Consider the following 25,567-nt stretch of genomic DNA (forward strand, 5'->3'; position numbering starts at 1 on the left):
CGGGGACCTCAGAGGTGGGCGCGCAGCGTGTCGGCGAGGGCGCGCACGCCCCGGTCGATCTGCTCCGGCGTGGCGGTGACGAACGAGAGCCGCATCGTCGCAGGGTTCCCGCCTTCCGCATAGAAGGCACCGCCCGGCACGAAGGCCACGCCGCGCTCGACGGCGTGCGGCAGCAGGCGCGCCGCATCGGTGCCGGCGGGCAGCTCGACCCAGAAGAACATGCCACCGTGCGGCACCTCCCAGCGGCAGCCGGCCGGCAGGTGGGCCTTCAGGGCCTCGGCCATCGCGTCGCGCTGGCGCTTGTAGGCCGCACGCACGGCGGGCAGGTGGGTGTCGAGGAAGCCCGTGCGCAGCACCTCGAGCACCATGCGCTGGTTGAACCCCGGCGTGTGCAGGTCGGCCGACTGCTTGGCCTGCAGCAGCTTGGGGCCGAGCTGGGGCGGCGCCACCACGTAGCCGAGCCGCAGGCCCGGCGCCAGCACCTTCGAGAAGCTGCCCATGTAGACGACACCCTCGGGCCACAGCGCGGCCAGCGGCGGCGGCGGCGGGGTGTCGTACCAGAGGTCGCCGTACGGGTTGTCCTCGACGAGGGGCAGCGCGACCTCGCGGGCTGCCCGCACCAGCGCCTCGCGCCGTCCGGCGCTGATGCAGCGGCCGCTCGGGTTCTGGAAGTTCGGCAGCACGTACAGCAACCGGGCGCCGCGGGCGTCGGCCAGCCCGGCGGGCAGCGGCCCGTCGTCGTCGCACGGCACCGTGGTCCACTCGGGCTCGAACACCCCGAAGGCCTGCACGGCGCCGAGGTAGGTGGGCGACTCCACCGCCACGCGGCTGCCCGCGTCGATCAGCACCTTGCCCACGAGGTCCAGCCCCTGCTGGGAGCCCGTGGTGATCTGCACCTGCGCGGCATCCAGCCGCATGCCGGACTGGCGCAGGTGGCCGGCCACCCATTCGCGCAGCTCGGGCAGCCCCTCGCTCGACGCGTACTGCAAGGCCTCGACCGGCGTGTCGCGCAGCACCTTGGCGCTGGCCTCGCGCATCGCCTCGACCGGGAAGACCTCCGGCGACGGCAGGCCGCCGGCCAGCGAGATGATCCCGGGCCGTTCGGTGACCTTCAGGATCTCGCGGATGCTCGACGGGTTCATGCGCTCGGTGCGGCGGGCGAGGTGCCAGTTCATCGGGGTCCTTTCGAAGCAAAAGCCCAGTCTACGCACATGACCAGCACAGTACCGATACACTTTAACGATACGTCCGAGGCACTGTATCGGCGGAGCCACCGACACATGAACGCGACCCCTCTCTCCCGCGAGTCCCACACGACGCTGACCGACCAGCTGGCGGAGCGGTTCGCCGAGCGCATCCGGCAGCGGCTCATCGCCCCCGGCGCGCGGCTGCCGTCCGTGCGCGAATGTGCCCGACGCCACCAGGTGAGTCCGCACACGGTCGTGGCCGCGTACGACCAGTTGCTGGCCGCCGGCCTCGTCGAGGCCCGGCGGCAGCGCGGCTTTTTCGTGCGGGAGCCACGGCCCGCGGCGAGTGCCCCGGCCCCGGCCGCGGGACACGCCGTCCGCCCAACCGCCCCCATCAGCGCCACGGCCCTCGTGCGCGGCATGTTCCAGCCGCCCGGCGCCCGGCCCATGCCCGGCCTCGGCACCCTGCCCGTCGAATGGCTCGACGTGCCGATGCTCGCCACGGCGCTGCGGCGGGTCACGAGCGGCCACCAGCTGGAGGCCATGACCGTGCGCTACGGTGAACCGGCCGGCGACCTGCGGCTGCGCCGCGCGCTGTCCGGCAAGCTCGCCGAACTCGGGGTGCCCGCGCCGCCCGAGCAGATCGTCACCACCGCGGGCGCCACGCAGGCCCTCGATGTCGTGACCCGCACGCTGCTGCGGCCGGGTGACACGGTGCTGGTCGACGAACCCGGCTGGTCCGTCGAGTACGCGCGGCTCGCCGCGCTCGGCATGCGCATGCTGCCGGTGCCGCGCGGCGAGGACGGCCCGGACCTCGCCACGATGGCCCGCCTGATCGAGGCCCAGAAGCCTGCCGACCGGCCACGGCTGTACGTGACCGTGTCGGTGCTGCACAACCCGACCGGCGCGTCGCTCGCGCTCGGCACCGCGCACCGCCTGCTGCAGCTCGCGCAACAGCACGACTTCCACATCGTCGAGGACGACACCTACGCCCACCTCGCGCCGGCGCACCTGCCGCGCCTGTCGGCGCTCGACGGGCTCGGCCGCACCATCTACGTCTCCGGCTTCTCGAAGATCCTCGCGCCCAACTGGCGCGTGGGCTACCTCGCGGCGTCGCCCGCGCTGGTCGAGCGGGTGATCGACACCAAGCTGCTGACGAGCCTCACGACCCCCGTGATGCAGGAGCAGGCCATCGCCCACTGCCTCGAGCAGGGGCTGCTGCGCCGGCACGTCGAGCGCATCACGCGGCTGCTCGACGCGGCCCGGGCCCGCACGGTGCGGGCGGCCGAAGCCGCCGGCTGCCGCTTCGGCGCGCCGCCGCGCGGCCTCTTCGGCTGGCTCGACGCCGGCACGGACACCGAGCGGCTGTCGCACACGATGCTGGACGACGGCTGGCTGCTCGCGCCCGGGTCGCTGTTCTTCGCGTCGCCGCGGCCCACCTCGCTGATGCGCATCAACTTCGCCACCACCCAGGAGCCGGCGTTCTGGCAGGCGCTGCAGCGCGCGCGCCGCGGCGCCTGAGCCGGACCCTTTCCAGGGAAAGGGCGAATGCCCTTGAAGCCCGGAGTGGCATAAAGTCACGGGTTGAAGCGATTCCCTGCATGTTCGAACCCACCATTCCTTTCGGCGAACCGGAGCTCCTCCGCGTCAGCGCCTTCCAACGCTACCTCCACGAGCCTGGCGGCCCTCGGGCCCGCGGGGTCGTGGTCGAGGGCGCGGCGCGCCAGCCTGCGCTCAGCCCATCCCTCCTCGCCGACCTCGGCCGATTCGAGCAGGCCGGCCAGGCCTCCGAGGCCCTCGAGGTGCTCGCCGCCTGTGTCCGCCATGGCCAGCAGGTCGTGGTCCACCTGCAGATGGGCGACATGGTCGTGCCGCTCACGGTGTTCGCCATCGAACGCCTCGTGCACTGCCCCATCAGCCTCGACGCACTGCTGAAGCAGCGCCCCACCGAACTGCGCGTGCTGCACGTCGAGCCCGCGGTGCTGCGCCCGCCGGGCGACGTCGAGAAGGCCCTCGTGGGCGAGGAACAGCACTACCACCCGCTGCGGCCGGTGCTGTGGGAGTTCGCGCTGCGCGGCTCGCGCGCCACGCTGCTGCCCGAGATCGCCGGCCCCGTGGCCTACCGCGTGGCCCCCGGCATCGAGCTGGGCGACCTGCGGGCCACCGGCGTGCTGGCCGCCGCCATCCAGCGCCTGCAGCGCGCCAGCGTCTCGCTGCGCGAGCTGTCCGACTGGCCCGGCTTCGACGGCGAACGGGCGGCACGGCTGCTCAATGCGCTGTACCTGCAGTCGGGGCTGATCATCAGCCGCACGCACCGGGCGGCGACGGATTCCTGGTTCGGGGCGCTCACCCGATAGGGAAGCCCGCGGGCGCGAAAGAAGAAGCCGCCTTCCCGGCGAAGGCCGGGACGACGGAGAGTTGCTCAGCCCCGCGCGCCCAGTTCTTCCCAGCGCTCGAGCGCGGCCATCAGCTCCTCCTCGATGGCCGTCGTGCGCGCCTGCGCCGCCGCCAGCCGCTTCGCATCGCTGTAGATCTCGACCCCGGACAGCTGCTCGGCCAGTTGCGCCTGCTCGGTCTCCAGCGCCTCGATGCGGGCCGGCAGGCCGTCGAGTTCGCGCTGCTCCTTGTAGCTGAGCTTGGCCTTCTTCACCGGGGCGGGCGCCGCCGCGGATGCGGCAGCCGGCGGCGTGGGAGCCGGCGCCGCGCGGGCCGCCTTGTCGCGCAGGCTGCGGGCGCGGTCGCGCTGCACCTTCCAGTCCTCGTAGCCGCCTTCGTACTCGCGCCACAGGCCCGGGCTCTCGTCGCCTTCCCACGCGATGGTGCTGGTGACCACGTTGTCGAGGAAGCGGCGGTCGTGGCTCACGAGGAACACAGTGCCGGCGTAGCCCTGCAGCAGTTCCTCGAGCAGCTCCAGCGTGTCGATGTCGAGGTCGTTCGTGGGTTCGTCGAGCACCAGCACGTTCGCGGGCAGCGCGAACAGGCGGGCGAGCAGCAGGCGATTGCGTTCACCGCCCGACAGCGTGCGCACCGGCGAGTTGGCCCGCTCCGGCGAGAACAGGAAGTCGTTCAGGTAGCTCATCACGTGCTTGCGCTGGCCGTTGAACTCCACCCATTCGCTGCCGGGGCTGATGGTGTCGGCCAGCGTCGCGTCGAGGTTCAGCGTGCTGCGCATCTGGTCGAAGTACGCGACCTCGATCTTCGTGCCCTGACGCACCGTGCCGTGGTCGGGGGCGAGCTGGCCGAGGATCAGCTTGAGCAGCGTCGTCTTGCCCGCGCCGTTGGGGCCGATCAGGCCCACCTTGTCGCCGCGCAGCACGGTGGCGTTGAAGCCCTTGACGATCACCTTGTCGCCGAAGGCCTTCGACACGTCACGCAGTTCGCCGACGATCTTGCCGCTCGGCACACCCGAGTCGATCTCGAGGCGCACCTGGCCCAGCGAGTCGCGCCGCTTCTGGCGGTTCGCCCGCAGCACCTCCAGGCGCGCGATGCGGGCCACGCTGCGCGTGCGCCGGGCCTCCACGCCCTTGCGGATCCACACCTCCTCCTGGGCCAGCAGCTTGTCGGCGCGGGCATTGGCCAGCGCTTCCGAGGCCAGCTGTTCTTCCTTCAGCCGCTCGTACGCGGTGAAGTTGCCGGGGTAGCTGCGGATGATGCCGCGGTCGAGTTCGATGATGCGGGTGGCCACGCCGTCGAGGAAGGCGCGGTCGTGGGTGATCAGCATCACGCTGCCCTTGAACGAGCGCAGCAGGTCTTCCAGCCAGGCGATGGAGTCGAGGTCGAGGTGGTTGGTGGGTTCGTCGAGCAGCAGCACGTCGGGCACGGCCACCAGGGCCTGGGCCAGCGCCACGCGCTTCTTCATGCCGCCCGACAGGTCGCCGACGATGCGGCTGCCGTCGAGGTGCAGCTGGCCGAGCGTGGTTTCCACCCGCTGCTCCCACGTCCAGGCGTCGAGCGCCTCGATGCGCGTCTGCAGCGCGTCGAGGTCGACGCCCTCGGCGTGTTCCTCGTACTGCTGGCGCACGGCCTTGGCCTCGGCCACGCCGAGGCTCACGACGTCGAACACCGACGAGGACAGGTCGAACACCGGTTCCTGCGGCACGTAGCAGATGCGCAAGCCCTGGGTCATCTGCAGCAGCCCGTCGTCGGGCTTCTCGAGGCCCGCGAGGATCTTCAGCAGCGACGACTTGCCCGCCCCGTTGCGGCCGATCAGGCCGAGCCGTTCACCCGACTCGAGCGAAAACGCCGCGTTGTCGAGCAGGGCCACATGGCCGAAGGCCAGGTGGGCGTTGGAGAGCGAAAGGACGGCCATGGGGGGTGGGGCGCGAAAACCGGAATCCCCGATTGTCGCCGGGCGCGGACCCCACCCGCCGGAAATGCCCTTCGATCAGGCGGCCGACACGCGCAGGGCCGCCTCCAGCGCGTCGACGAACATCGCCGCCACGTCGAAGCCGCTCTGCTGCGTGATCTCCTGGAAGCAGGTGGGGCTCGTCACGTTGATCTCGGTGAGGCTGTCGCCGATCACGTCGAGGCCCACGAGCAGCAGGCCGCGCGCCGCGAGGATGGGGCCGAGCGATTCGGCGATCTCGAAGTCGCGCGCGCTCAGCGGCTGGGCCACGCCCTTGCCGCCGGCGGCGAGGTTGCCGCGGATCTCGCTGCCCTGGGGAATGCGCGCGAGCGAATGGGGCACCGGCTTGCCGCCGATCACCAGCACGCGCTTGTCGCCCTTGACGATCTCGGGCAGGTAGCGCTGCACCATCACCGTCTGCGCGCCGCCGCGGTTCAGCGTCTCGCTGATGCTGCCGAGGTTCAGGCCGTCGGGGCCCACGCGGAAGATGCCCATGCCGCCCATGCCGTCGAGGGGCTTGAGGATGATGTCGCCGTGTTCGGCGTGGAAGCGGCGGATGTCCGACTCGGACCGCGTGACGAGCGTGGGGCCGATGAACTGCGGGAACTCGAGGATCGCGAGCTTCTCGGGGTGATCGCGCAGCGCCGACGGCTTGTTGAACACGCGCGCGCCTTCGCGCTCGGCCTGCTCGAGCAGGTGCGTGGCGTAGAAGAACTCGCTGTCGAAGGGCGGGTCCTTGCGCATCAGCACCGCGTCGACGTCGGCCAGCGCCGTCACCACGCCCTCGGACACCGTGGTGTACCAGTCGTCGAGCGATCCGGTGAGCGCGATCTCGCGCAGCGGCGCGCTCACGCGCCCGCCGCGCTGCCAGTGCAGGTGCCGCGGTTCGCAGAAGAGGATGCGGTGGCCGCGCTTGACGGCCTCGCGCATCATCGCGAAGGTGGAGTCCTTGTAGGGCTTGAACGTGTCGAGCGGGTCGGCGACGAAGAGCAGGTTCATGGCAGTCGGGCTTCAGTGGGAAGCAGGACTGTTGCACAAAACGGGAGGCCGCGTCAGATCTCTATCTTCGACCCCAGTTCGACCACGCGGTTCGTCGGCAGGCTCAGGAAGTCCGCCGCCCCGCTCGCGTTGTGGTGCATGCTCGCGAACATCTTCTCGCGCCACATCGCCATGCCCTCGCCGAGCGAGGGGATCACGATGTCGCGCGACAGGAAGTACGAGGTCTCCATGTCGTCGAGGCGCACGCCGCGCCCGCGCAGCAGGTTCAGCGCCTCGGGCACGTCGGGATCGTTCTTGAAGCCGAAGTGCAGCGTGACCTGCCAGCAGTCGTGGCCCAGCGACTTCATCTCGACGCGCTTGTCGAACCCGACCCACGGCACCTCGTGGTGCATCACCGTGACGAACACGTTCGTCTCGTGCAGCACCTTGTTGTGCTTGAGGTTGTGCAGCAGCGCATTCGGCGTGAGGCCCTGTTCGCTGACGAGGAACACGGCCGTGCCGGTCACGCGGTTCGGCGGGCTCAGGAACACCGCCTCGAGGAAACTCTCGAGGTCGATGGCGTCGTCGCGCAGGCGGTCGCGCATGAGCTGGCGGCCTTCCTTCCACGTCATCATCAGCAGGAACATCACGCCGCCGATCAGCAGCGGGAACCAGCCGCCGTCGAACACCTTGACGATGTTGGCGGCGAAGAAGATCGCGTCCACCATGAAGAAGAAGCCGGTGGCGGCCGCGCACAGCACCCACGGGTACTTCCAGCCGTAGCGCAGCACGAAGAAGGTCATCGTCGTGGTGATCAGCATGTCGATCGTGACGGCGATGCCGTACGCGCTCGCGAGCTTGCTGCTCGAGCCGAACAGTGCGACGGCGAACACGATGCAGACGAACAGCCCCCAGTTCACGACCGGCACGTAGACCTGGCCGGCTTCCTTCACCGAGGTGTGGTGGATGTGCATGCGTGGCAGGTAGCCGAGCTGGATGGCCTGCTTCGTGATGGAGAAGGCCGCGGTGATCAGGGCCTGCGACGCGATCACGGTGGCGCAGGTGGCCAGCGCGATCAGCGGGTACAGCGCCCAGTGCGGGGCCATCTCGTAGAACGGGTTGTTGACGTTCTCGGGGTGCGCCAGCAGCAGGGCGCCCTGGCCGAAGTAGTTGAGCACGAGCGCGGGCATGGCCAGCGCGAACCACGCGAGGCGGATGGGCCGCTTGCCGAAGTGGCCCATGTCGGCGTACAGCGCTTCGGCACCGGTCACGCAGAGCACCAGCGCACCGAGCGCCGCGAACGAGGTGCCGGGGTGCGCGACGAGGAAGGCCACCGCATGGTCGGGGGCCAGCGCCCACAGCACCGACGGGTTGGTCATGATGTGCTGCACGCCCAGCACCGCCAGCACGCCGAACCACAGCACCATGACCGGGCCGAAGAACTTGCCCACGTGGGCCGTGCCATGCCGCTGCACGAGGAACAGCGCGGTGAGCACCACCAGCGTGATGGGCACGACGTAGTGGTGCAGCCCGGGCGCGGCCACCTCGAGGCCCTCGACCGCGGAGAGCACCGACACGGCCGGGGTGATGACCCCGTCGCCGAAGAAGATGGCGGTGCCGAAGATGCCCAGCAGCAGCAGCCGGTTGCGCAGCACGGGCCGCTCGGCCACGGCGGTGGACGCCAGCGCCAGCATCGCGATCAGGCCGCCTTCGCCGTTGTTGTCCGCGCGCAGGATCAGCACGACGTACTTCAGCGACACGATGATCGTCAGGGTCCAGAAGACCAGCGACAGCACGCCGTAGATGTTCTCTTCCGTGAGAGGCACCCGCCCGTGGGCGAATACCTCCTTGAGCGCGTACAGCGGGCTCGTGCCGATGTCGCCGTACACGACACCGATGGCGCCCAGCGTGAGCGCCGCGAGGCTGGAAGTGGGACGGGGCTGGGTCACGGTCGACCGCGGCGCCGGGGGCAGCGCGGGCTGAGAAATCTAGGGGTCGCCATTTTGCACCTGACGGACAGACAAGATGTTGCAATGCAACAACTTGTCATCTTGCCTCAAGGTGGGCTACTCGTAAACCTCGGCGTCCGGGTCGGTGGCCTCCAGCTCGTAGCTGGCGGCCAGCATGGCCAGGCGGGCGATCACGCCGTACATGTAGAACCGGTTCGGCGCGCTGGCTCCGGGCTTGACGCCCGGCTTCGGCAGCTGGTTCGACTCCGCGAAGGCCAGCGGGGCGAACACCGCCCCGGGGGAATTCAGGTTCTCGTCGACCCCGCGCTCGGCGTTGACGCGGTAGAAGCCGCCCACCACGTAGCGGTCGATCATGTAGACCACGGGCTCGGCCACGGCGTCGTTCATGCGCTCGTACGTGGGCACGCCTTCCTGCAGGATGACCTCGCTCACCTCCTGGCCGTCCTTGATGACGCTCATCTTGTTGCGCGTCTTGCGGTTCAGGTCGATCAGGTCCTTCGGGTCGCGCACGGTCATGATGCCCATGCCGTAGGTTCCGGCGTCGGCCTTGACGATCAGGAACGGCTTCTCGGGGATGCCGTACTCCTTGTGCTTGCGGCGGATCTTCGCGAGCAGCGTCTCGGCCTGCGCCGCGAGTTCGTCCTCACCTTCGCCGGTGGTGAAGTTGATGGCGCTGCAGCGCGCGAACATCGGGTTGATGAGCCACGGGTCCATGCCCAGCAGCTTCGCGAACTTCTTCGCCACTTCCTCGTACGCCTGGAAGTGGTTGGTCTTGCGGCGCAGCGCCCAGCCGGCGTGCAGCGGCGGCAGCAGGTACTGCTCGTGCAGGCCTTCCAGCACCTTCGGGATGCCGGCGGACAGGTCGTTGTTCAGCAGGATCGTGCAAGGGTCGAAGTCCTTCAGGCCCAGGCGGCCTCGCGTGCGCACGAGCGGCTCCACCGTGAGGGACGTGCCGTCGGGCAGGTCGACCGTGGTGGGGCTGGTGACCGTGTCGTCGAGTGTGCCCAGGCGCACGTTCAGGCCGGCCTGGTGGAAGACCTGCATCAGCCGCGCGACGTTGGCGAGGTAGAACGAGTTGCGGGTGTGCTTCTCGGGGATCAGCAGCAGGTTCTTCGCCTCGGGGCAGATCTTCTCGATGGCTGCCATGGCCGCCTGCACCGCCAGCGGCAGCATCTCGGACGTGAGGTTGTTGAAACCGCCCGGGAACAGGTTGGTGTCGACCGGGGCGAGCTTGTAGCCCGCGTTGCGCACGTCCACCGAGGTGTAGAACGGCGGGGTGTGTTCCATCCACTCGAGGCGGAACCAGCGCTCGATGGCCGGCAGCGATTCGAGGATGCGCTGCTCCAGTTCGTTGATCGGGCCGTTGAGGGCGGTGATGAGGTGAGGAACCATGGGAAGCCCGGAATCGCGTCAATGCGGAGATTCTAGGCATGTGGGGGCGGGCCCGGCGGCTGCAAGTCGCGGCATCCTGCCGCCGCCCCCTCGAACGGGGCATCCGGTCCAGGCAGCAAAAAGGCCACCCGGAGGTGGCCTTGGGGATCGCACGAGGCGCCGCCCGTGAAGGCGCGGCGCCGGGGCAAGGGCTTACTTGTGGTACGCCGTCTCGCCGTGGGCCGTGATGTCCAGGCCTTCGCGCTCTTCCTCTTCCGTCACGCGCAGGCCCACCACCAGGTCGACGACCTTGAAGGCGATGAACGAGACGACGCCGGACCAGACGATGGTCAGCAGCACGGCCTTCAGCTGGATCCAGACCTGGGCGCCGATGCTGTTGGACACCACCGAGGCGGTGACCCAGTCGCCGACCAGGCCCGGGCCGCCGAGGGCCTGGTTGTTGAACACACCGGTCAGCAGCGCGCCGACGATGCCGCCGACACCGTGGACGCCGAAGACGTCCAGCGAGTCGTCCGCACCCAGCAGGCGCTTCAGGCCGTTCACGCCCCAGAGGCAGGCGAAACCGGCGACGAAGCCGATCACGAGGCCGCCCATCAGGCCGACGTTGCCGGCGGCCGGGGTGATGGCGACGAGGCCGGCGACGGCACCCGAAGCGGCACCCAGCATCGAGGCCTTGCCCTTGAGCAGCGCCTCACCGATGCACCAGGCCAGCACGGCGGCGGCGGTGGCACCCAGGGTGTTCATGAACGCGAGGACGGCGCTGTTGCCGGCTTCGAGCGCCGAGCCGGCGTTGAAGCCGAACCAGCCCACCCACAGCAGCGAGGCACCGACCATCGTCAGCGTCAGCGAGTGCGGCGTGAAGGCTTCCTTGCCGTAGCCGACGCGCTTGCCGATCACGAAGGCACCCACCAGGCCGGCGACGGCCGCGTTGATGTGCACCACGGTGCCGCCCGCGAAGTCGAGGGCGCCCATCTGCCACAGGTAGCCGGCCTTGCCGTTCATCTCGTCGACCACCGAGGCGGCCGAGTAGGCGTCCGGACCCATCCAGAACCACACCATGTGGGCGATCGGGGCGTAGCTGAACGTGAACCACAGGACCATGAACAGCAGCACGGCCGAGAACTTGATGCGCTCGGCGAAGGCGCCGACGATCAGGCAGCAGGTGATGCCGGCGAACGTGGCCTGGAAGGCGGCGAACAGCATTTCAGGGATGTAGACACCCTTGCTGAACGTGGCGCCCATGGCGAACGAGCCGTCGGCCGCGTTGAAGAGGCCCTTCATGAACAGCCGGTCGAGGCCGCCGATGAACGAGTTGCCCTCGGTGAAGGCGAGGCTGTAGCCGTAGACCATCCACAGCACCACGATCAGCGAGAAGGTGACCAGCACCTGCATCAGCACCGACAGCATGTTCTTGCTGCGGACGAGGCCGCCGTAGAACAGGGCCAGGCCCGGGATGGTCATCAGGATCACGAGGAGCGTGGCGACCACGATCCAGGCGATGTCGCCCTTGTTGGCGACCGGCGCGGCCGCGGGAGCGGCCGACGCGGCTTCGGCCGGTGCCGCCGCGGCGGCGGCCGCAGGCGCGGCATCGGCAGGCGCTGCCACGGAGGCAGCAACTTCCGGAGCAGAGGCGGCGGCGTCCTGTGCGGAGACGCCCCCGGCAAACCCGAGGACCGACAGGCCCAGGGCGAGGGATACGAGCAGTTTCTTCATGGTTGTCTTTCTCGGGACGTCAGAGCGCGTCCTTGCCGGTCTCGCCGGTGCGGATGCGAACCACTTGTTCCAGCGGCGACACGAAGATCTTGCCGTCGCCGATCTTGCCGGTGCGCGCGGCACCTTCGATGGCCTCGATGACGCGGTCGATCAGTGCGTCGTCGACCGCGGCCTCGATCTTCACCTTCGGGAGGAAGTCCACCACGTACTCTGCACCGCGGTACAGCTCGGTGTGGCCTTTCTGGCGCCCGAAACCTTTCACTTCGGTCACGGTGATGCCTTGCACGCCAATGGTGCTGAGGGCTTCCCGGACCTCGTCAAGCTTGAACGGCTTGACGATGGCAGTCACCATCTTCATGGGATTCTCCTTGGTTGATACCCGCTAGATTTCCACCCGGCAGCGCCGGACCTCACATCGCCTTGGTGACGGACACGATGAAGCGACCCTTGTTGCCGTCGCCCCAGCTTTCCTTCTCGTTGGCGCCGACGTAGGCGGCCGCGGCCGAGAAGCCCGAACCGAAGTCGTAGGTGGCGCCGACCTTGTAGTCCATGTAGCTCTTGTACGGGTACAGGGCCTTCGTGTCGCTCGTCAGGTTCGTGTAGCCGAGGTGGCCGTTCAGGGTCACGCCCTTGACCACTTCGTAGTTCGCGCTCAGGTCGACGTACAGCGTGCCGCGGCCTTCCTCGAGGCCGAAGTAGCGGTCGCCGGCGTTGTACGAGAGCTTGGCGGAGACGAACTTCCAGCTCAGCGCGCCGTAGAGTTCGGTGGTGTTCAGCGCGGCGCCTTGCGGGTACTGGTAGCGCAGCACGCCGACGTCGAAGCCGAAGTCGGGGGCGATCTCGCCCTTGTAGCCGCCGTAGAGGTCCATCTCGATGTCGGTGCCGGGCACCAGGCCGATCGAGGAGTTCCAGTTGCCGATGTAGAAACCCTGGTACGAGACGTCGAAGCCGCCCTGGATGGCCGGAGCGACGTTCTTCTCGATGTTGCTCTGGTCCTGGCCACGGTACTTGTACTTCGTCGTGAGCGTGACGTTCGCGGTGACCGAAGGCGCTTCCTCCGCATGGGCGGCGGCGCCCACGAACGAGGCCAGCACGGACAGGCACACAAGCGATTTCTTCATGAAAGGGAACTCCAATGGGGCGGTTGGTTGAATCTTGCGGGGACACTTCTGCAGCTTCTGTGCCATGCGCACTCCCCTCCTGATCCGCCCCACCGTCGGACATCCCGCCCATGAGCCGGGCATCGTCAGCACCGAGAAGGTGCTTTTGTCAGTTTTCAGACACGATTCGGCACGAAAGTGGTGCACATGATTCAAGCCAGGTCGAACGCCCTCAGCGCCCGCGCGGCCGCCTTGAGTGCGTCGGCGCCGTCCCCGGCCATCTGGGCCTGGACGATCGCACCATCGACGATCAAGGCCACCGCCGCGGCGTCGGCCCGGCGTGTCCGCCCCGCCGGCAGCAGCGACGCGATGACGCCGGCCATGTCGGCCTTGTGGGCGCGCACCGCCTCCAATGCACCGGGCACCGACGGCCCCAGCTCCGCCGCGACGTTGATGAACGCGCAGCCGCGGTACCCGTCGCTCCCGAACCACTCCGCGAGCGCCGGCAGCAGCGCGCCGAGCGGCGGCCCCTTGCGCGGGGCGTGCCGCTGCAGGGCGTCGGTGAACCACGACATCCAGAGGCCGTGCCGGTGGGCCAGGAACGCCAGCACCAGGTCGTTCTTGCTCGGGAAGTGGCGGTAGAACGTGACCTTCGTGACCCCCGCGTCCGCGATCACCCGGTCGATGCCGGTGCCGCGGATGCCGTCGCGGTAGAACAGGTCGTGGGCGGTGGCGAGGATGCGGTCGCGGGCGGAGAGGTCCATGCGGAATTGTAGACAGATCTGTCTACATGCCCTAGAGTCGCGCCATCGCATGTAGACAGACCTGTCTACACCACCCCGCCCCCGGAGCCCCCGCCATGGAAACCCGCCCGCCGCTGCCCCCCTTCACCGCCGACACCGCCCGCCAGAAGGTGCGCGCCGCCGAGGACGGCTGGAATTCGCGAGACGCCGAACGCGTGTCGCTCGCCTACACGGTGGACACGCGCTGGCGCAACCGGTCCGAGTTCGTGAACGGCCGCGCCGAGGCCCGCGCCTTCCTGCAGCGCAAATGGGTCCGCGAGCTCGACTACCGACTCATCAAGGAACTGTGGGCGTTCGAAGGCAACCGCATCGCGGTGCGTTTCGCCTACGAATGGCACGACGACTCGGGCCAGTGGTACCGCAGCTACGGCAACGAGAACTGGGAGTTCGATGCGAACGGGCTGATGGCCGTGCGCCACGCGAGCATCAACGACCTGCCCATCGCCGAGGCCGAGCGCAAGTTCCGCTGGCCGGCCGGTCGGCGGCCCGACGATCATCCGGGTCTGACCGACCTCGGCTGCTGAGCGGCACCTCGCCATTGACCTCCACCGCCTCCCTGGAAGACACGCTGCGGCACATCCCGCTGTTCGCCGGCTGGCCCGGCGCTGCCCTGGAGGCGCTCGCCGCCGCCGGGCGCCGGCTGCACTGCCGGCGGCGCACGCCGCTGCTGCACGACCACGCGCGGCGCGAGGTGCTGGCCGTGGTGTCCGGCGTGGTCGAGATCAGCCGCACGAGCCCGGAGGGCCGCAAGCACTTGCTGACCTTCCTGGTGGCGGGCACGGTGGCCCCGCTCGTGCGCCTGCTCGAGGACACGTCGCTCGAGTACGGCTACACGGCGCAGGCCGGGGCGGTGGTGGTGTGCCTGCCGTGCGCGGCGCTCCTTGCCGTGCTGGACGCGACGCCGCTGCTGTGGCGCGACATCGCCCGCGCCGGCCTGCTCCGGCAACGCGACAGCGTCGCGCAACTGCAGGCCCAGGCGCTGGGCTCGCTGCGCCAGCGTGTCGCGGCGACGCTGATGTCGTTGGCGAGGGACACCGGCACGCCGCTGCGCGATGGGCAGCACCTGCCGATGAAACTGTCCCAGGCCGACCTGGCGACGATGCTCGGCGTGTCGCGCCAGACCCTCAACAAGACGCTCCGGCAGCTGGCCGAAGAGGGCATCGCCAGCCTGTCCTACCGCCGCGTCACCTTCCTCGACGCCGCGGGGCTGGAACGTGCGGGCCGCGACGCATGAGGGGATGCGTCAGCCGGCCGTGATCGGCCGCAGCGCGGGCATCCGGTAGGCCCCGGTCAGCAGCTCGGGCTGCGGCAGGTAGGCCCGCAGGATGACGCTGAAGCGCTTGGCCGCCGGCGCGGGCAGCCAGTTGGCCCGGCGCCCCTCGCCCGGGTCCTCGCGCGTCAGCCACACGTCGAGCGACCCGTCCGCGCCCCGCACGAGGCCGGGCGTGCGGTCACCGATCGCATACCGGTCGATCGGGTTCGGCGTGAAGAAGAACTGGCCCTCGGGCGTCGCCTCGTACATCGTGAGCGACCAGAACGAATCCACCGGCGGCAGCGAGCCCGCCGGGAAGTGGAGCCGGTGTCCCACCGCCCCGTCGAACAGCGGGCTGCCCTGCGGCGTCACCGCGCGGAGGTACATCGCCTCCTCCGGCGGCAGCGCGGCCAGCCCGCCCACGGCGACCTGGGCGCGGTACACGTAGTCCTGCCCGAACGCACCGAGCGTCGCCTTCGGGTACGACCAGCCGTCTGCCACGCGGCCGGCCCGCGCGGAACGCAGCCCCCCCTTCGCGTCGGCCACGCCCGCCTCGATCTGCGCCGCCTCGTCGGCCGTGAAGCGGGACGGATCGAACGGACCCGGCGGCAGCAGCCCGAGCGGGGCGAAGGCACGGAGCCAGGCGAGGTCCGTCGCTGGCGGTGGGTTCTCGCGCATCAGCGCGTGGACCGCCGCGAAGTACTCGGCCCAGGGCGCGTTGCGCCCCGCGGAGGCCGCCGGCACCGGACAGGCCGGTCCCCGGAGGTGGAGCGCGTCCTGCACCGCATTGGCGGCGGCCAGGTCGGGCGCGCCGTCGACCAGCGTGCGGGCCAGCAGCCACACCCAGCGGGTGGGCGAACGCACCACGGACGGTCCCGCCGCAGCCCGGTCGCCCGGCCCGACGAGCGTGAACACGCCTCCGTCCGGCCCGGTGGTGCGGGTGCCGAGAACGGCGAAATTGTTCGAGTACATGTCCATCAGCGCCACCGACAGGTAGCGCGTGCCGCTGGCCGGGAGTGTCACGGTCACGGGCCCCTCGGCGAGGTCGACCCAGGCGCGGGCGTAGAGGGTGTCGTTGTTGGGGGTGGTGACGAACTGCGCCGCGAGCGTGGTCAGCTCGCGGCCGCGCCGCAGCGTGTTCGGCGCCGTCGCCTTGAGGGTCTCGGCGCGCGCGCCGGCCATCTCGATCAGCGGCAGGCCGTAGAGCCAGGCGTCGCGGGCCGCCGCGCGCAGCGTGGGGGCCGCGGCGAAGGCCGGCAAGGCGCCGAGGGCGCTGGAGGACGAGGCGGCGAGGAGGAACTGGCGACGCTGCATGGCGGTGAGGGTGGTGGCGATGAGGCCGCAGCTTAGGGACGGCGAGACACCGAATCTGTCAAACATCCGACACATCGGAGGCCGAGGGGCATGTCGGCGATAGGTACAAACCCTCAACTCCTGTCGCCGCCCGCCGAAAACACGCTCGAATCCCCTCGCCGCGGGAGCGAGGGCAACCCTTCGTTCCGGAGAATCCCGCATGCAGTCCCTCTTCGACCGGCTCCGCCTCGGTCCCCGCCTCGCCCTTGCGTTCGCGCTCGTGCTCCTCGTGATGTCCGCCGCCGCCGGCATCGGCATCTGGCGCCTCGACACCCTCCACCTGATCGCCAGCGACCTGGGCGGCCCCTCGGCCGAACGTGCGCTGCTCGCCCAGGAGTTGCAGTCGATCGTCGTGCTCAGCTCGGTGCGCGCCGAGACGCTGCTCGAGATCGACGACGCCGACTACACGAAACGCATCAACGCCGACCGCAAGCTCACGTCGGCCCGCTCCGAGGTCGTGCGCAAGTCGCTGGAGGAACTGGCCGACACCGACGAGACGAAACGCCTTTTCGCCGCCATCGACACGGCGGGCGACACCTTCCGCGACGTGCGCAACGCGCTGGTCAAGAAGAAGGGCGCCGGCGAAGCGGTCACCGACGACGACATCCAGTCGCGGCTGCGCCCCGCCGCGGCGAACTACGCCGCCGCGGTGGAGGCGATGGCGCAGTACCAGCGCCAGCGCGTCGAGCAGGAGCGCGCGTTCGCCGACACCAACCACCGCACCGGCATCGCGATGCTGGCCTCGGGCATCGCGATCGGCGTGCTGCTGGCCGCCGCGTGCGCCTGGGCGCTGGCGCGTTCGATCGTGCGGCCGCTCGCCGAGGCCTCGCGCCGCGCCGGGCAGGTCGCGAGCGGCGACCTCACCGCCGCCCCCGTGCCCGACGAACGCCACAACGAGATGCAGACCCTGGTGGCCGACCTGAGCACGATGCAGGGCCGGCTCGCCGACCTCGTCGCCAACGTGCAGGGTGCGAGCGAGTCCATCACCACCGCCAGCGCCGAGATCGCCGCGGGCAACCTCGACCTGTCGTCCCGCACGGAGCAGGCCGCGTCGAGCCTGCAGCAGACCGCGTCCAGCATGGAGCAGCTCACCGCCACCGTGCGCCAGAGCGCCGATGCCGCGGTCCAGGCGAGCGAACTCGCGACCTCGGCCTACGGCGTCGCCGAACGCGGCGGCGAGGTGGTGTCGGCGGTGGTGACCACGATGAACGGCATCGCGGCAGCGTCCGCGCGCATCGCCGACATCATCGGCACCATCGACGGCATCGCGTTCCAGACCAACATCCTCGCGCTCAACGCCGCGGTGGAAGCCGCGCGGGCCGGCGAACAGGGCCGCGGCTTCGCGGTCGTGGCCTCCGAGGTGCGCAGCCTCGCGCAGCGGTCGGCCCAGGCCGCGCGCGAGATCAAGTCGCTGATCCACACGAGCGTGGACGAGGTCGAGTCCGGCACCCGCCTCGTGCAGGAGGCCGGCACCACGATGGCCGAGGTGGTCTCGTCGGTGCGGCGTGTCACGGAGATCGTGCGCGAGATCAGCACCGCCGCCGCGGAGCAGCGCGACGGCATCGGCCAGGTGAACCAGGCCGTGGCCCAGCTCGACCAGGTGACGCAGCAGAACGCCGCGCTCGTCGAGGAATCATCGGCCGCCACCGAAAGCCTCAAGGACCAGGTGCTGCACCTGTCCGGGCTGGTGGGGACGTTCAAGCTCGCGCGGTCGCGCTGAGCACCGTCTCAGACCACCCGCACCCCGAGTTCCTCGACCAGCGCCGCGGCCTGGCCGTGGGACAGGACGGCGCCCTTGAAGGCGGCGCCGAGGCTCGCGAGCTTCAGCCCGCCGAGGTCGACCCCGCGCAGGTCGGCGCCCTCGAAGCGCGCATTGCGCAGGTGGGCGTTGCGCAGGCTGCCGCCTTCGAACACGGCCTCGCGGAAGTCGCAGCCCGCGAGGTCCGCGTCCGACAGATCGAGCTGCGAAAGCGTCTGCTTGCGGAACGACATGCCGCGCAGGTCCACGCCCACCAGCAGCGACTCGTGGAATCCGAGGCCCAGCGTGCGTGCCTCGTGGAACCCGGCGCCCGTGAGTTTCACCTCGGTGAACACGGCGGACGACAGCGTGGCCCGCGCCCACACGGTGTTGTTCAGGTCGCAGCGGGCCCACCGTGCGTCGGTCAGGTCGGCGAGGTGGAAGTCCGCCTGGCGGCCCTTGCAACCCATCCAGCGGGTGTCGCGGAGGTCGGTGCGTTCGAACGAGGTTTCGATGAACGCGCAGTCGAAGAACTGCGCGCCGCGCAGCACGAGCCGCGAGAGGTCCTCGCCGTCGAAGGTGCAGTCCTCGAACTGCAGCGCGAGCGCCTCCTCGGCCAGCAGCGCGGCCACGTCGGCACGGGACAGCGTGCGGCCGACGACGGACAGGGGGGTGGCGGCTTCGGTCATGGTCGGATCGGCACGGTCATCGGGGGGGGCGAAGGACTCTAGCCGGTAAATCCGACGGCAAGCCCAAGCCCTTGCGCGAGCCGAAGGTCAATGCGCCGGCCGTTTGACGAAACGGCGCGGCTGTGAACACATCCGCTACACGAGGTGCGGCTTCGCGTCCGGCACGTCGTCGTCCGAGCGGTTCACGAACAGCGACCGCGTGGGCACCGCGAACGTCACGCCCAGGCCCGCCAGCTCGCGCATCAGCGCGAGGTTGATGCGCTGCTGCTCGTCCATGTAGACGTTGAAGTCGGGGGCCAGCACGATATAGACCACCTCGTACTCGAGCGCGTTCTCGCCGAAGCCCTTCAGGTGCGCGCGGTCGAACCGGAGCTTGTCGCTCTGCTCGACGATGCGCCGCACCACCGCCGTCACCTGCTCGGCCTGCTCCGGCGTGGTGGCGTAGGTCACGCGGAACCCGAACACGATGCGCCGCTCGCGCAGGCGCTTGTAGTTGCTCACCGTCTGCTTGAGCAGCTCGGTGTTCGACATCACGATCTGCTCGCCGCCCAGGCTGCGGATGCGCGTGGTCTTCACGCCCACCAGCTCCACGGTGCCCGCCACGGCGCCGAACACGATGAAGTCCCCCACCTCGAAGGGTTTGTCGACCGCGATCGCCACCGAGGCGAACAGGTCCCCGAGCACGTTCTGCACCGCGAGCGCCACCGCGATGCCGCCCACGCCGAGGCTCGCGATGAAGGCCGTGATGTTGACGCCGAGGTTCGACAGCATCGCGAGCAGCACGATGGTCCACAGCAGCGTGCGCACGCCCCACGAGATCAGCGTGGCCGCCGCGCTGGTCGCCTGCACGCCGGCCCCCGCCTGGCGCGCGGCGTGCCGTCGCAGCACCATCGTGACGGCGCGGTTGGCCCACAGCGCGACCTGCAGGGCCAGTGCCACGAACCACAGCTGGCTCACGCGCGAGGCCCAGCGGTCGGGCAGGTCCAGCATGCCCACGCCCACCAGCAGCGCCACCAGGGCGATCAGCCAGCCGTTCGTGCCGCCGAGGATCTCGACGATCACGTCGTCCGCACGGTTCGTCGTGCGGTCGGAGATGCGCTTCAACCGGCTCAGCACCAGCCTCAGCGCCATCGACAGCGCGACGTAGACCACGAGGGACACGGCCAGCGCCAGCAGCAGGTTGATCATCGAGACACCGAACACTTCGGTGTCGGTCAGCCAGTCGGGGAGGTTCGGGTTCATGGGTCACCAGGTCGAAGACATCGACCCGGTGGAGTGCAAACGGTGTTCCTGCCCCCTGGCGGGTCACCCCGCGACCGGCTCCGGGCGCTCCTTCGGCCACCGCCGCTGGCGCCACCGCCGCAGCGGGTCGTCCATCAGGTGCAGGCACAGGGCCGCCATCACGCCCGAGAACAGCAGCGTGCCGGCCGCGGTGATCCACAGCGGATGGTGGTCCCGCAGCAGCACCACGATCGGGAAATGCCAGAGGTAAATGCCGTACGACAACCGCCCCACGTACACGAGCGGTGGCCAAGCCAGCACGCCGCCCGCGCCGGGCCGCGCGGCGCGGCACACGAGCAGGAAGGCCGACAGTTCGGCCAGCGTGATGACGAGGGTGGTCGCCTCCACCGTGCGATGGAATGGCAGGGACGGCAGCGTGGGCACGGCGATGACGATCGCGAGCGCCACGGCGGCGATGGACGCGGCGATGCCGGAGACCTTCGGCCTCGCCACCGCGGCGATGGCGCCCAGCATCAGCCCGCTCAGGCGCGCGTCGAACGTGAAATACGCCTGCAGCCATCCCCACTGGACGGCCGTGAAGCACCGCCAGGCGGTCGCTGCGACGAAGGCCGCGACCAGCCACGCGACGGGTCGGCGCGCGCGCAGCACGAATGGCAACACCAGCGGCCATAGCAGGTAGAACTTCTCCTCCACGGCGATCGACCAGCTGTGACCCACGACGAGCGGCTGCCCGAAATGCCCCAGCGAATAGTCGGTGAGGAAGAAGGCCGCGAGGCCGGCGTACAGCCACTGGCGGTCGGCCGGCCACAGCAGCGGCGCCAGCGCGAGGTAGGCCACCACCAGGAGCAGCAGCGTCGGGTACAGCCGCACGGCACGGCGCGCGTAGAAGCGGCCCACCCGGATGCTGCCGCCCGCCACCTCGCCCGCGAGCATCGTGGTGATGACGTAGCCCGAGATGACGAAGAACACGTCCACGCCCACGAAGCCGCCGCCCGCCCAGGGTGCCCAGGAATGGAAGAAGACCACCACGAGGCACGACAGGGCCCGCAGGCCATCGAGGCCCGGGCGGTAAGGGATGTCGGTCGGGCGCGGCGGGAAGAGGGACGTTGCCGGGTGCAGGCTCATGGCGTTGCAGCGAGCGGGTCCGGCCGGCAGGGCTGCATCAGCACGCGGCCGCACGCAGCGGGCGCGGCCGGTCCGCGCACGTCCCGCAGCACGCCGAAGCGCAGCACCGAGTCGTACGTCGCGGTGTGCAGCACGTGGACCCGCTGCTGCAACGAGAACGTGTCGAACACCAGGCCGCCCGTCTGCGCCGGGGTGTCGATCCAGACGCGCAGGCGCGAGCCCTTGCGGAAGTAGTGCCCCATCTTGTTCACCTCCACCCGCGCGAGCACCGGCCGCCCCGGCAGCACCGGCTGCAGCCGGTCGGGGTCCTCGAGGTGGACCGGCCGCAGCGGCGTCGACCGCGCCGTGTCGAGCGTGCGGTTCGACAGGCGCAGCCAGCCGCGCTGCACGTACATCTCCTGCCCGTCGGGACGCACCTCCGTGACCGTGACCTGCAGGTCCGCGTCGCCCGCCGTGGCGGCGACCCACAGGTCCGCGCTCGCCGGCCCGTAGACCATCATGTCCTCGACCAGCGGCGCCGATGTGTAGGCGAGCTGGGTCTGGCGCCAGTCCGCCGGCAGCGGACCCCAGAAAGCGTTGCCGCCCAGGTCGTTGACCGCGACGCCGGTGCCGGGCGCAACGAACCCGTCCGCCGCGCCCGGCGCGAGGGTCTCGCCCAGCCGCCCGCCGGCCCCGAGGTGGAACGTCCTGACCGACACGTCCCCGGCCGTGATCGAACCGCGCTTCACCTCCCACGCGGGCGTCGCGGCGGCACGCCGTGCCGCCCCCCCGTCGACCGGATCCGCCAGTTCCATCCAGACCGTCGTGCGCGGGGTGTCGCGCTCGAAGCCGTTGGGCTGGTCGCGCACGAAGCGGTCGAGGAAACGGACGACCGTGTCCTGGAACGCGGCCACGGTGTAGAGGTCGTGCGAGCCGTTCGTCTGCACGAGCCACACCTTCGCCGGGTCCAGCAGGGACTGGTAGTGGCCGCCGCGCGCGGTCACCGCCTGGTCCTGGAACGCTTCCATCGACAGCACCGGCACGTCGATGCGGTGGAGGTCGCGGCCGAAGTCGTGGCTGCCCATCGTCGCGTCCCGCAGCGGATGCGACGTCACGAGGTGCATGATGGACTGCGAGCGCTCCTCCGCGTCGAGGTTGCGCTCGACCTGCCGCAGGCAGGCCTCGTCGCCCTCCTCCTTCGCGGTGGCGGCCACCAGGTCCTGCCAGTACGTGCGGAAGATCAGCCGGAACGGCGTGATGAACCCGGGCTGCGGCACGCCGCCGGGCGCGAGGGCCTCGCGGTAGTCGGTCAGCACCATGCCGGGCGCGATGGCGCGCAGGTGGGGCGGGCGGTTCAGCGCCGTCGCCAGTTGCGAGGCGCCGCCGTACGACGACCCGGCCATGCCCACGCGGCCGTCCGACCACGCCTGCGCCGCGGCGAACTCGACGGCGTCCGCGCCGTGGCGGCCCAGCTGCGGGCGGATGTATTCCAGCGAACCTTCGGAACACCCGGTCCCTGCCGTGTTCACGCCCATCACCGCAAAGCCGGCCTCGAGCAGCCGGCGGTCGAGCTCGAGGTTCTGCGCGGTCTGCCGCTGGCGGTAGGCGAGGCCGCCGATCGATCCGGCGTCGTAGCCGTGCAGGTTGAGGATCACCGGGACGCGGCCGGTGGCCCGGGGCAGCAGCACGGCGTAGCGCAGCCGCGTGCCGTCGGTGGTGGTCAGGTAGCCGGTGACACGCTTCGCCCAGAACGGGGCCACGGCGGGGGAGGCGGGGAAGCGGAACGGCTGGACGACGGGGAGTCCCGTGTCGGGGTCCGTGGCCGGGGTCTGGCCGAATGCGGCGGTGGCGGTGACGACACCGGCAAGGAGGAGGGTGAGGGTGAGGGTCTTGTTCATCGGCGGAGGGCGACCCCGTCCAGGGTCTTCAGGAATTTCGCGGCCAGCTTGGGCCGCCCGGTGTTCGTCAGCAGGTCGGCGAGGCTGCGCAGCGCGCGGGCCTCCCACGCCTTCGCGCCGAGCTGCCGCGCGGTGTCGAGCGCGTTGCGGTAGGCGGCCTCGGCGTCGTCGGTGCGTCCGCAGCGTTCGTGCCGCCAGCCCACGGCGCGCCAGGTTTCCGGCGCGCACCACTGGCCTTCGCCACGCGCCAGCCGCTCGACCACGCGCTCGTCGAGCCAGTCGAGGCAGAACGTCAGCAGCATCTCCTGCCGCGGCGGGTCGTACGAGGAGAGCCGCGTGGCCACGTCGCGCACGTGCGCCTCGCGGTCGGGTCCGGCGGACAGCAGCAGCCCTTCGACGAACCACTCGGCATACCGCAGCCAGCCCAGCAGGCCGCGGCGCTGCGCCTCGTCCTTCATGCGGTGGATCCAGCGGGCGGCCAACGGGATGTCGCCGGCCCACAGCGCCACCACACACGCCCCGTACAGCGCCGAGCAGAGCGACACCGCATGCCCGAGCGCCTCGGCGCGGGCCACCGCCTCGCGGCTCATCGCCAAGGCCTGTTCGCCCTCGCCCTGGATCCACAGCGTGCGCACGAGCAGCGCCTGGGTCGCGACCACGGCGTCCGGCCCCACCACGTTGGGCTGGGTGCGGCCGCTTCCGTGCGTGATCGCGAGGGCCTCCTCGCTGTGGCAGCGCGACACCGCGAAGCGGCCGCCGAAGTGGTTGGCCATCGCGCTGACACGGTGGGACAGCACGAGTGCCGTCGTGTCGTCCCACGGCGCGACGAACGCCGCGAGGGCATCGGCATGCGCCAGCGCCGCCGCGTATTCGCCGCGGAACATGTCGCAGGTGCTGCGGCCCCAGCGCGCCTTCAGCTCCAGGCCCGGCGACCCGGTCGCGATGGCCCCGGCCAGCGCCTGGTCGCACCGCGCGTCGAGCGTGTCGTCGACGCCCGCGGTCTGCAGCAGCGCGGTGACCAGCGTGGTGTTCAGCGACGCGGCCATGCCGGTGTCCGGCGCGGGCTGCTGGCCCACGAGGCGCAGGGCCGCCTCGGCCAGCTCGCGGAACTCCGCCACCTGCGACAGGTGGAACCACAGCGGCGACGAGGTGGTGACCAGCGCCGCCGCCAGCGCCACGTCGGGCTGCTGCACGAGGCACACCTCCAGCGCCGAGCGCACGTCGTTCAGGCGATAGGCATACCGTTCGCCCCAGGCCTGTTCGTTCAGCACCTGCAGCTCGACGTTCGCTTCCTTCATCAGGTCGAGCATCAGCGTCGCATGGCGGCGCAGCAGCGCGACACGTTCGTCGCTCTGCGCCAGCAGCGCGGCAGCATAGCTGCGCGTGGTGTCGAGCAGGCGATAGGGCGCGACCGCATCGTCGCCGTCGAAGAACACGAGCGACTTGTCGGCGAGGGACACCAGCGTGTCGAAGGCGTCCTCCGGGTCCACGTCGATGGCCACGCCCAGGGCAGAGTCGACGTCGAACCGCCCGCGGAAGACCGACAGGCGGCGGAACAGCCGCAGCTCGCCCTCACCCAGCAGCGCGATGCTCCAGTCGAGCGCTGCCGCGAGCGTGCGGTGCCGTGGCGGCGCGCCGCGGTTGCTGATCGAGAAGAGCCGGATGTGGTCGTCGAGCCGCGGGGCGAGGTCGCGCGCGGACTGGCCGCCCAGGCGGGCCGCGACGAGTTCGATGGCGAGCGGGATGCCGTCGAGCTGCCGCGCGATGCGGGCGAGCAGCGGCCCCTGCGACTCGTTGAACTGCCCGGCACCCGCCGCTTCGGCGCGCCCCACCAGCAGACGCACGGCGGGCCAGTGCAGCGCTTCCGTGAGCGACACCCCCTCCGCGTCGGGCACGGCCAGCGGCGACAGCCGCAGCACCCACTCGCCCGACACCCGCAGGGTCTCGCGGCTCGTCGCCAGCACGCGCAGGCCCGGGAGCGCCGTGAGCAGCGCCATGACCGGCTGAGCGAGCGATTCCACGACGTGTTCGCAGTTGTCGATCACGAGCAGCATGTCGCGCCCGACCAGGCTCTGCGTGATCGCCTGGATGGTGTCGGGCAGGTCCGGCGCCGCACCGAGCGAACGGGCCATCGTGCTCAGCACGTGGTCGCTCGAGATCAGCGGCGAGAGGTCCACGAAGGCGACCTGGGTGCCCCGCGTCTGCTGCAGGCTTTCCGCCGAGCGGATCGCCACGCTGGTCTTGCCGATGCCGCCCGGCCCGACGATCGTGACGAGGCGGTGCGTCGAGAGCGACTCGATCACGGTGGCCACGTCGGCATCGCGCCCGACCAGCTCGGTCAGGCGCGCGGGCAGTGCCGTGAACGACGGCGCCGCGATGCGGGCACGCGGCACGACCGAGGTGTCGATCTCCTCGCGCGACACGCGGCCGTTGAACCGGTAGCCACGCGACGGGATGTTCGAGATCCACTCGCGGCATTCGTCGTCGGCGCCCGGTTCACCGAGGGCCTTGCGCAGCATGGACATGTGCACGCGCACGCTGGCTTCCTCGACGACCACACCGGCCCACACGGTGGCGAGCAGTTCGTCCTTGCCGATGTACTCGCCGGCGCGGCGCACGAGCTGCAGCATCAGGTCGAAGGAACGGGGGCCGAGGCGAACGGCCTGGCCTGCCCGTTCGAGCCGCCGCTGGGTCTCGCAGAGCGCGAACGCGCCGAAGCGCCAGCAGGTCTCTGTCGATGTCGGAGCGGCCTCGGGCGGTGCTGGCATGGTGGACTGGAATGAGGCTCGCACGGGGTGAGCGG

General features: G+C 70.5%; 20 protein-coding genes. 5 read left to right on the plus strand and 15 right to left on the minus strand.

Translation table 11 applies throughout. The annotated features are described in order from the left end of the window. Positions 1-8: 8 nt before the first annotated feature. Positions 9-1,175, minus strand: coding sequence for an aminotransferase-like domain-containing protein (locus tag A4W93_RS27640; RefSeq protein ID WP_085753673.1), 1,167 nt, complete (start codon positions 1,173-1,175; stop codon positions 9-11). Positions 1,176-1,280: 105 nt separating this feature from the next. Between A4W93_RS27640 and A4W93_RS27645 the strand changes: the two genes are divergently transcribed. Both A4W93_RS27645 and A4W93_RS27650 read left to right on the plus strand, forming a co-directional pair. Beyond that, positions 1,281-2,708, plus strand: a complete 1,428-nt coding sequence (locus tag A4W93_RS27645; protein ID WP_085753674.1) for an aminotransferase-like domain-containing protein — start codon at positions 1,281-1,283, stop codon at positions 2,706-2,708. Positions 2,709-2,788: 80 nt separating this feature from the next. Continuing rightward, a complete protein-coding gene (locus A4W93_RS27650) occupies positions 2,789-3,544 on the plus strand; it encodes a hypothetical protein (protein ID WP_085753675.1) in 756 nt (251 codons plus the stop codon). A gap of 65 nt (positions 3,545-3,609) precedes the next feature. Here the strand turns inward: A4W93_RS27650 and A4W93_RS27655 are convergent, their stop codons facing one another. From A4W93_RS27655 to A4W93_RS27690, 8 genes are all read right to left on the minus strand, one after another. Then, positions 3,610-5,496: an ATP-binding cassette domain-containing protein gene (locus A4W93_RS27655; protein ID WP_085753676.1), complete on the minus strand. Its 1,887-nt coding sequence runs from the start codon at positions 5,494-5,496 to the stop codon at positions 3,610-3,612. Between the two features lie 75 nt (positions 5,497-5,571). After that, positions 5,572-6,531 (minus strand): glutathione synthase, encoded by a 960-nt coding sequence (gshB, locus tag A4W93_RS27660; protein ID WP_085753677.1) that lies wholly within the window; start codon positions 6,529-6,531, stop codon positions 5,572-5,574. Between the two features lie 53 nt (positions 6,532-6,584). After that, positions 6,585-8,459: a potassium transporter Kup gene (locus A4W93_RS27665; RefSeq protein WP_085753678.1), complete on the minus strand. Its 1,875-nt coding sequence runs from the start codon at positions 8,457-8,459 to the stop codon at positions 6,585-6,587. Between the two features lie 117 nt (positions 8,460-8,576). Continuing rightward, complete coding sequence (gene gshA / locus A4W93_RS27670; protein WP_085753679.1) at positions 8,577-9,872, minus strand: glutamate--cysteine ligase; 1,296 nt, start codon at positions 9,870-9,872, stop codon at positions 8,577-8,579. A gap of 192 nt (positions 9,873-10,064) precedes the next feature. Then, positions 10,065-11,585 carry an ammonium transporter gene (locus tag A4W93_RS27675; protein ID WP_085753680.1) on the minus strand — a complete coding sequence of 507 codons (1,521 nt, stop codon included), beginning with the start codon at positions 11,583-11,585 and terminating at the stop codon, positions 10,065-10,067. A 19-nt stretch (positions 11,586-11,604) separates the two neighbouring features. Beyond that, positions 11,605-11,943 (minus strand): P-II family nitrogen regulator, encoded by a 339-nt coding sequence (locus tag A4W93_RS27680; protein WP_056660899.1) that lies wholly within the window; start codon positions 11,941-11,943, stop codon positions 11,605-11,607. Between the two features lie 52 nt (positions 11,944-11,995). Beyond that, the gene (locus tag A4W93_RS27685) at positions 11,996-12,706 is read right to left on the minus strand and encodes a TorF family putative porin (RefSeq protein ID WP_085753681.1); all 711 of its coding nucleotides are present in this window, start codon (positions 12,704-12,706) and stop codon (positions 11,996-11,998) included. Between the two features lie 191 nt (positions 12,707-12,897). Beyond that, positions 12,898-13,449 carry a TetR/AcrR family transcriptional regulator gene (locus A4W93_RS27690; protein WP_085753682.1) on the minus strand — a complete coding sequence of 184 codons (552 nt, stop codon included), beginning with the start codon at positions 13,447-13,449 and terminating at the stop codon, positions 12,898-12,900. Positions 13,450-13,544: 95 nt separating this feature from the next. On the opposite strand from A4W93_RS27690, the gene A4W93_RS27695 reads away from it, so the two are divergent. Next, the gene (locus A4W93_RS27695) at positions 13,545-14,012 is read left to right on the plus strand and encodes a nuclear transport factor 2 family protein (RefSeq protein WP_085753683.1); all 468 of its coding nucleotides are present in this window, start codon (positions 13,545-13,547) and stop codon (positions 14,010-14,012) included. Between the two features lie 14 nt (positions 14,013-14,026). After that, on the plus strand, positions 14,027-14,722 hold the full coding sequence (locus tag A4W93_RS27700) for a Crp/Fnr family transcriptional regulator (RefSeq protein ID WP_237357636.1): 696 nt from the start codon (positions 14,027-14,029) through the stop codon (positions 14,720-14,722). A gap of 9 nt (positions 14,723-14,731) precedes the next feature. On the opposite strand, the gene A4W93_RS27705 is transcribed toward A4W93_RS27700, so the two are convergent. Beyond that, positions 14,732-16,120, minus strand: a complete 1,389-nt coding sequence (locus tag A4W93_RS27705; RefSeq protein WP_218919173.1) for a DUF1254 domain-containing protein — start codon at positions 16,118-16,120, stop codon at positions 14,732-14,734. A 133-nt stretch (positions 16,121-16,253) separates the two neighbouring features. Here A4W93_RS27705 and A4W93_RS27710 point away from each other — a divergent pair, with 133 nt between their 5' ends. Beyond that, positions 16,254-17,813 carry a methyl-accepting chemotaxis protein gene (locus A4W93_RS27710; protein ID WP_085753685.1) on the plus strand — a complete coding sequence of 520 codons (1,560 nt, stop codon included), beginning with the start codon at positions 16,254-16,256 and terminating at the stop codon, positions 17,811-17,813. A gap of 8 nt (positions 17,814-17,821) precedes the next feature. Here the strand turns inward: A4W93_RS27710 and A4W93_RS27715 are convergent, their stop codons facing one another. The 5 genes from A4W93_RS27715 to A4W93_RS27735 all read right to left on the minus strand — a co-directional run bounded on the left by A4W93_RS27715 (position 17,822) and on the right by A4W93_RS27735 (position 25,532). Further along, positions 17,822-18,520, minus strand: coding sequence for a pentapeptide repeat-containing protein (locus A4W93_RS27715; protein ID WP_085753686.1), 699 nt, complete (start codon positions 18,518-18,520; stop codon positions 17,822-17,824). A gap of 135 nt (positions 18,521-18,655) precedes the next feature. Beyond that, positions 18,656-19,762 carry a mechanosensitive ion channel family protein gene (locus A4W93_RS27720; protein ID WP_085753687.1) on the minus strand — a complete coding sequence of 369 codons (1,107 nt, stop codon included), beginning with the start codon at positions 19,760-19,762 and terminating at the stop codon, positions 18,656-18,658. Between the two features lie 63 nt (positions 19,763-19,825). After that, a complete protein-coding gene (locus tag A4W93_RS27725; RefSeq protein WP_085753688.1) occupies positions 19,826-20,887 on the minus strand; it encodes an acyltransferase family protein in 1,062 nt (353 codons plus the stop codon). Beyond that, on the minus strand, positions 20,884-22,764 hold the full coding sequence (locus tag A4W93_RS27730; protein ID WP_085753689.1) for a CocE/NonD family hydrolase: 1,881 nt from the start codon (positions 22,762-22,764) through the stop codon (positions 20,884-20,886). The genes A4W93_RS27725 and A4W93_RS27730 overlap by 4 nt, the downstream gene beginning before the upstream one ends. Beyond that, entirely contained in the window at positions 22,761-25,532 is a 2,772-nt protein-coding gene (locus tag A4W93_RS27735; protein WP_085753690.1) for an ATP-binding protein, read from the minus strand. The genes A4W93_RS27730 and A4W93_RS27735 overlap by 4 nt, the downstream gene beginning before the upstream one ends. Positions 25,533-25,567: the final 35 nt, after the last annotated feature.

The sequence above is a fragment of the Piscinibacter gummiphilus genome (assembly GCF_002116905.1).
GTDB classification, from domain to species: domain Bacteria; phylum Pseudomonadota; class Gammaproteobacteria; order Burkholderiales; family Burkholderiaceae_C; genus Rhizobacter; species Rhizobacter gummiphilus.

Coding starts and splice junctions, on each gene's coding strand:
- A4W93_RS27640 (WP_085753673.1), bottom strand. CDS start 1,175: ATGAACTGGCACCTCGCCCGCCGCACCGAGCGCATGAACCCGTCGAGC.
- A4W93_RS27645 (WP_085753674.1), top strand. CDS start 1,281: ATGAACGCGACCCCTCTCTCCCGCGAGTCCCACACGACGCTGACCGAC.
- A4W93_RS27650 (WP_085753675.1), top strand. CDS start 2,789: ATGTTCGAACCCACCATTCCTTTCGGCGAACCGGAGCTCCTCCGCGTC.
- A4W93_RS27655 (WP_085753676.1), bottom strand. CDS start 5,496: ATGGCCGTCCTTTCGCTCTCCAACGCCCACCTGGCCTTCGGCCATGTG.
- gshB (WP_085753677.1), bottom strand. CDS start 6,531: ATGAACCTGCTCTTCGTCGCCGACCCGCTCGACACGTTCAAGCCCTAC.
- gshA (WP_085753679.1), bottom strand. CDS start 9,872: ATGGTTCCTCACCTCATCACCGCCCTCAACGGCCCGATCAACGAACTG.
- A4W93_RS27675 (WP_085753680.1), bottom strand. CDS start 11,585: ATGAAGAAACTGCTCGTATCCCTCGCCCTGGGCCTGTCGGTCCTCGGG.
- A4W93_RS27680 (WP_056660899.1), bottom strand. CDS start 11,943: ATGAAGATGGTGACTGCCATCGTCAAGCCGTTCAAGCTTGACGAGGTC.
- A4W93_RS27685 (WP_085753681.1), bottom strand. CDS start 12,706: ATGAAGAAATCGCTTGTGTGCCTGTCCGTGCTGGCCTCGTTCGTGGGC.
- A4W93_RS27690 (WP_085753682.1), bottom strand. CDS start 13,449: ATGGACCTCTCCGCCCGCGACCGCATCCTCGCCACCGCCCACGACCTG.
- A4W93_RS27695 (WP_085753683.1), top strand. CDS start 13,545: ATGGAAACCCGCCCGCCGCTGCCCCCCTTCACCGCCGACACCGCCCGC.
- A4W93_RS27705 (WP_218919173.1), bottom strand. CDS start 16,120: ATGTTTGACAGATTCGGTGTCTCGCCGTCCCTAAGCTGCGGCCTCATC.
- A4W93_RS27710 (WP_085753685.1), top strand. CDS start 16,254: ATGCAGTCCCTCTTCGACCGGCTCCGCCTCGGTCCCCGCCTCGCCCTT.
- A4W93_RS27715 (WP_085753686.1), bottom strand. CDS start 18,520: ATGACCGAAGCCGCCACCCCCCTGTCCGTCGTCGGCCGCACGCTGTCC.
- A4W93_RS27720 (WP_085753687.1), bottom strand. CDS start 19,762: ATGAACCCGAACCTCCCCGACTGGCTGACCGACACCGAAGTGTTCGGT.
- A4W93_RS27725 (WP_085753688.1), bottom strand. CDS start 20,887: ATGAGCCTGCACCCGGCAACGTCCCTCTTCCCGCCGCGCCCGACCGAC.
- A4W93_RS27730 (WP_085753689.1), bottom strand. CDS start 22,764: ATGAACAAGACCCTCACCCTCACCCTCCTCCTTGCCGGTGTCGTCACC.
- A4W93_RS27735 (WP_085753690.1), bottom strand. CDS start 25,532: ATGCCAGCACCGCCCGAGGCCGCTCCGACATCGACAGAGACCTGCTGG.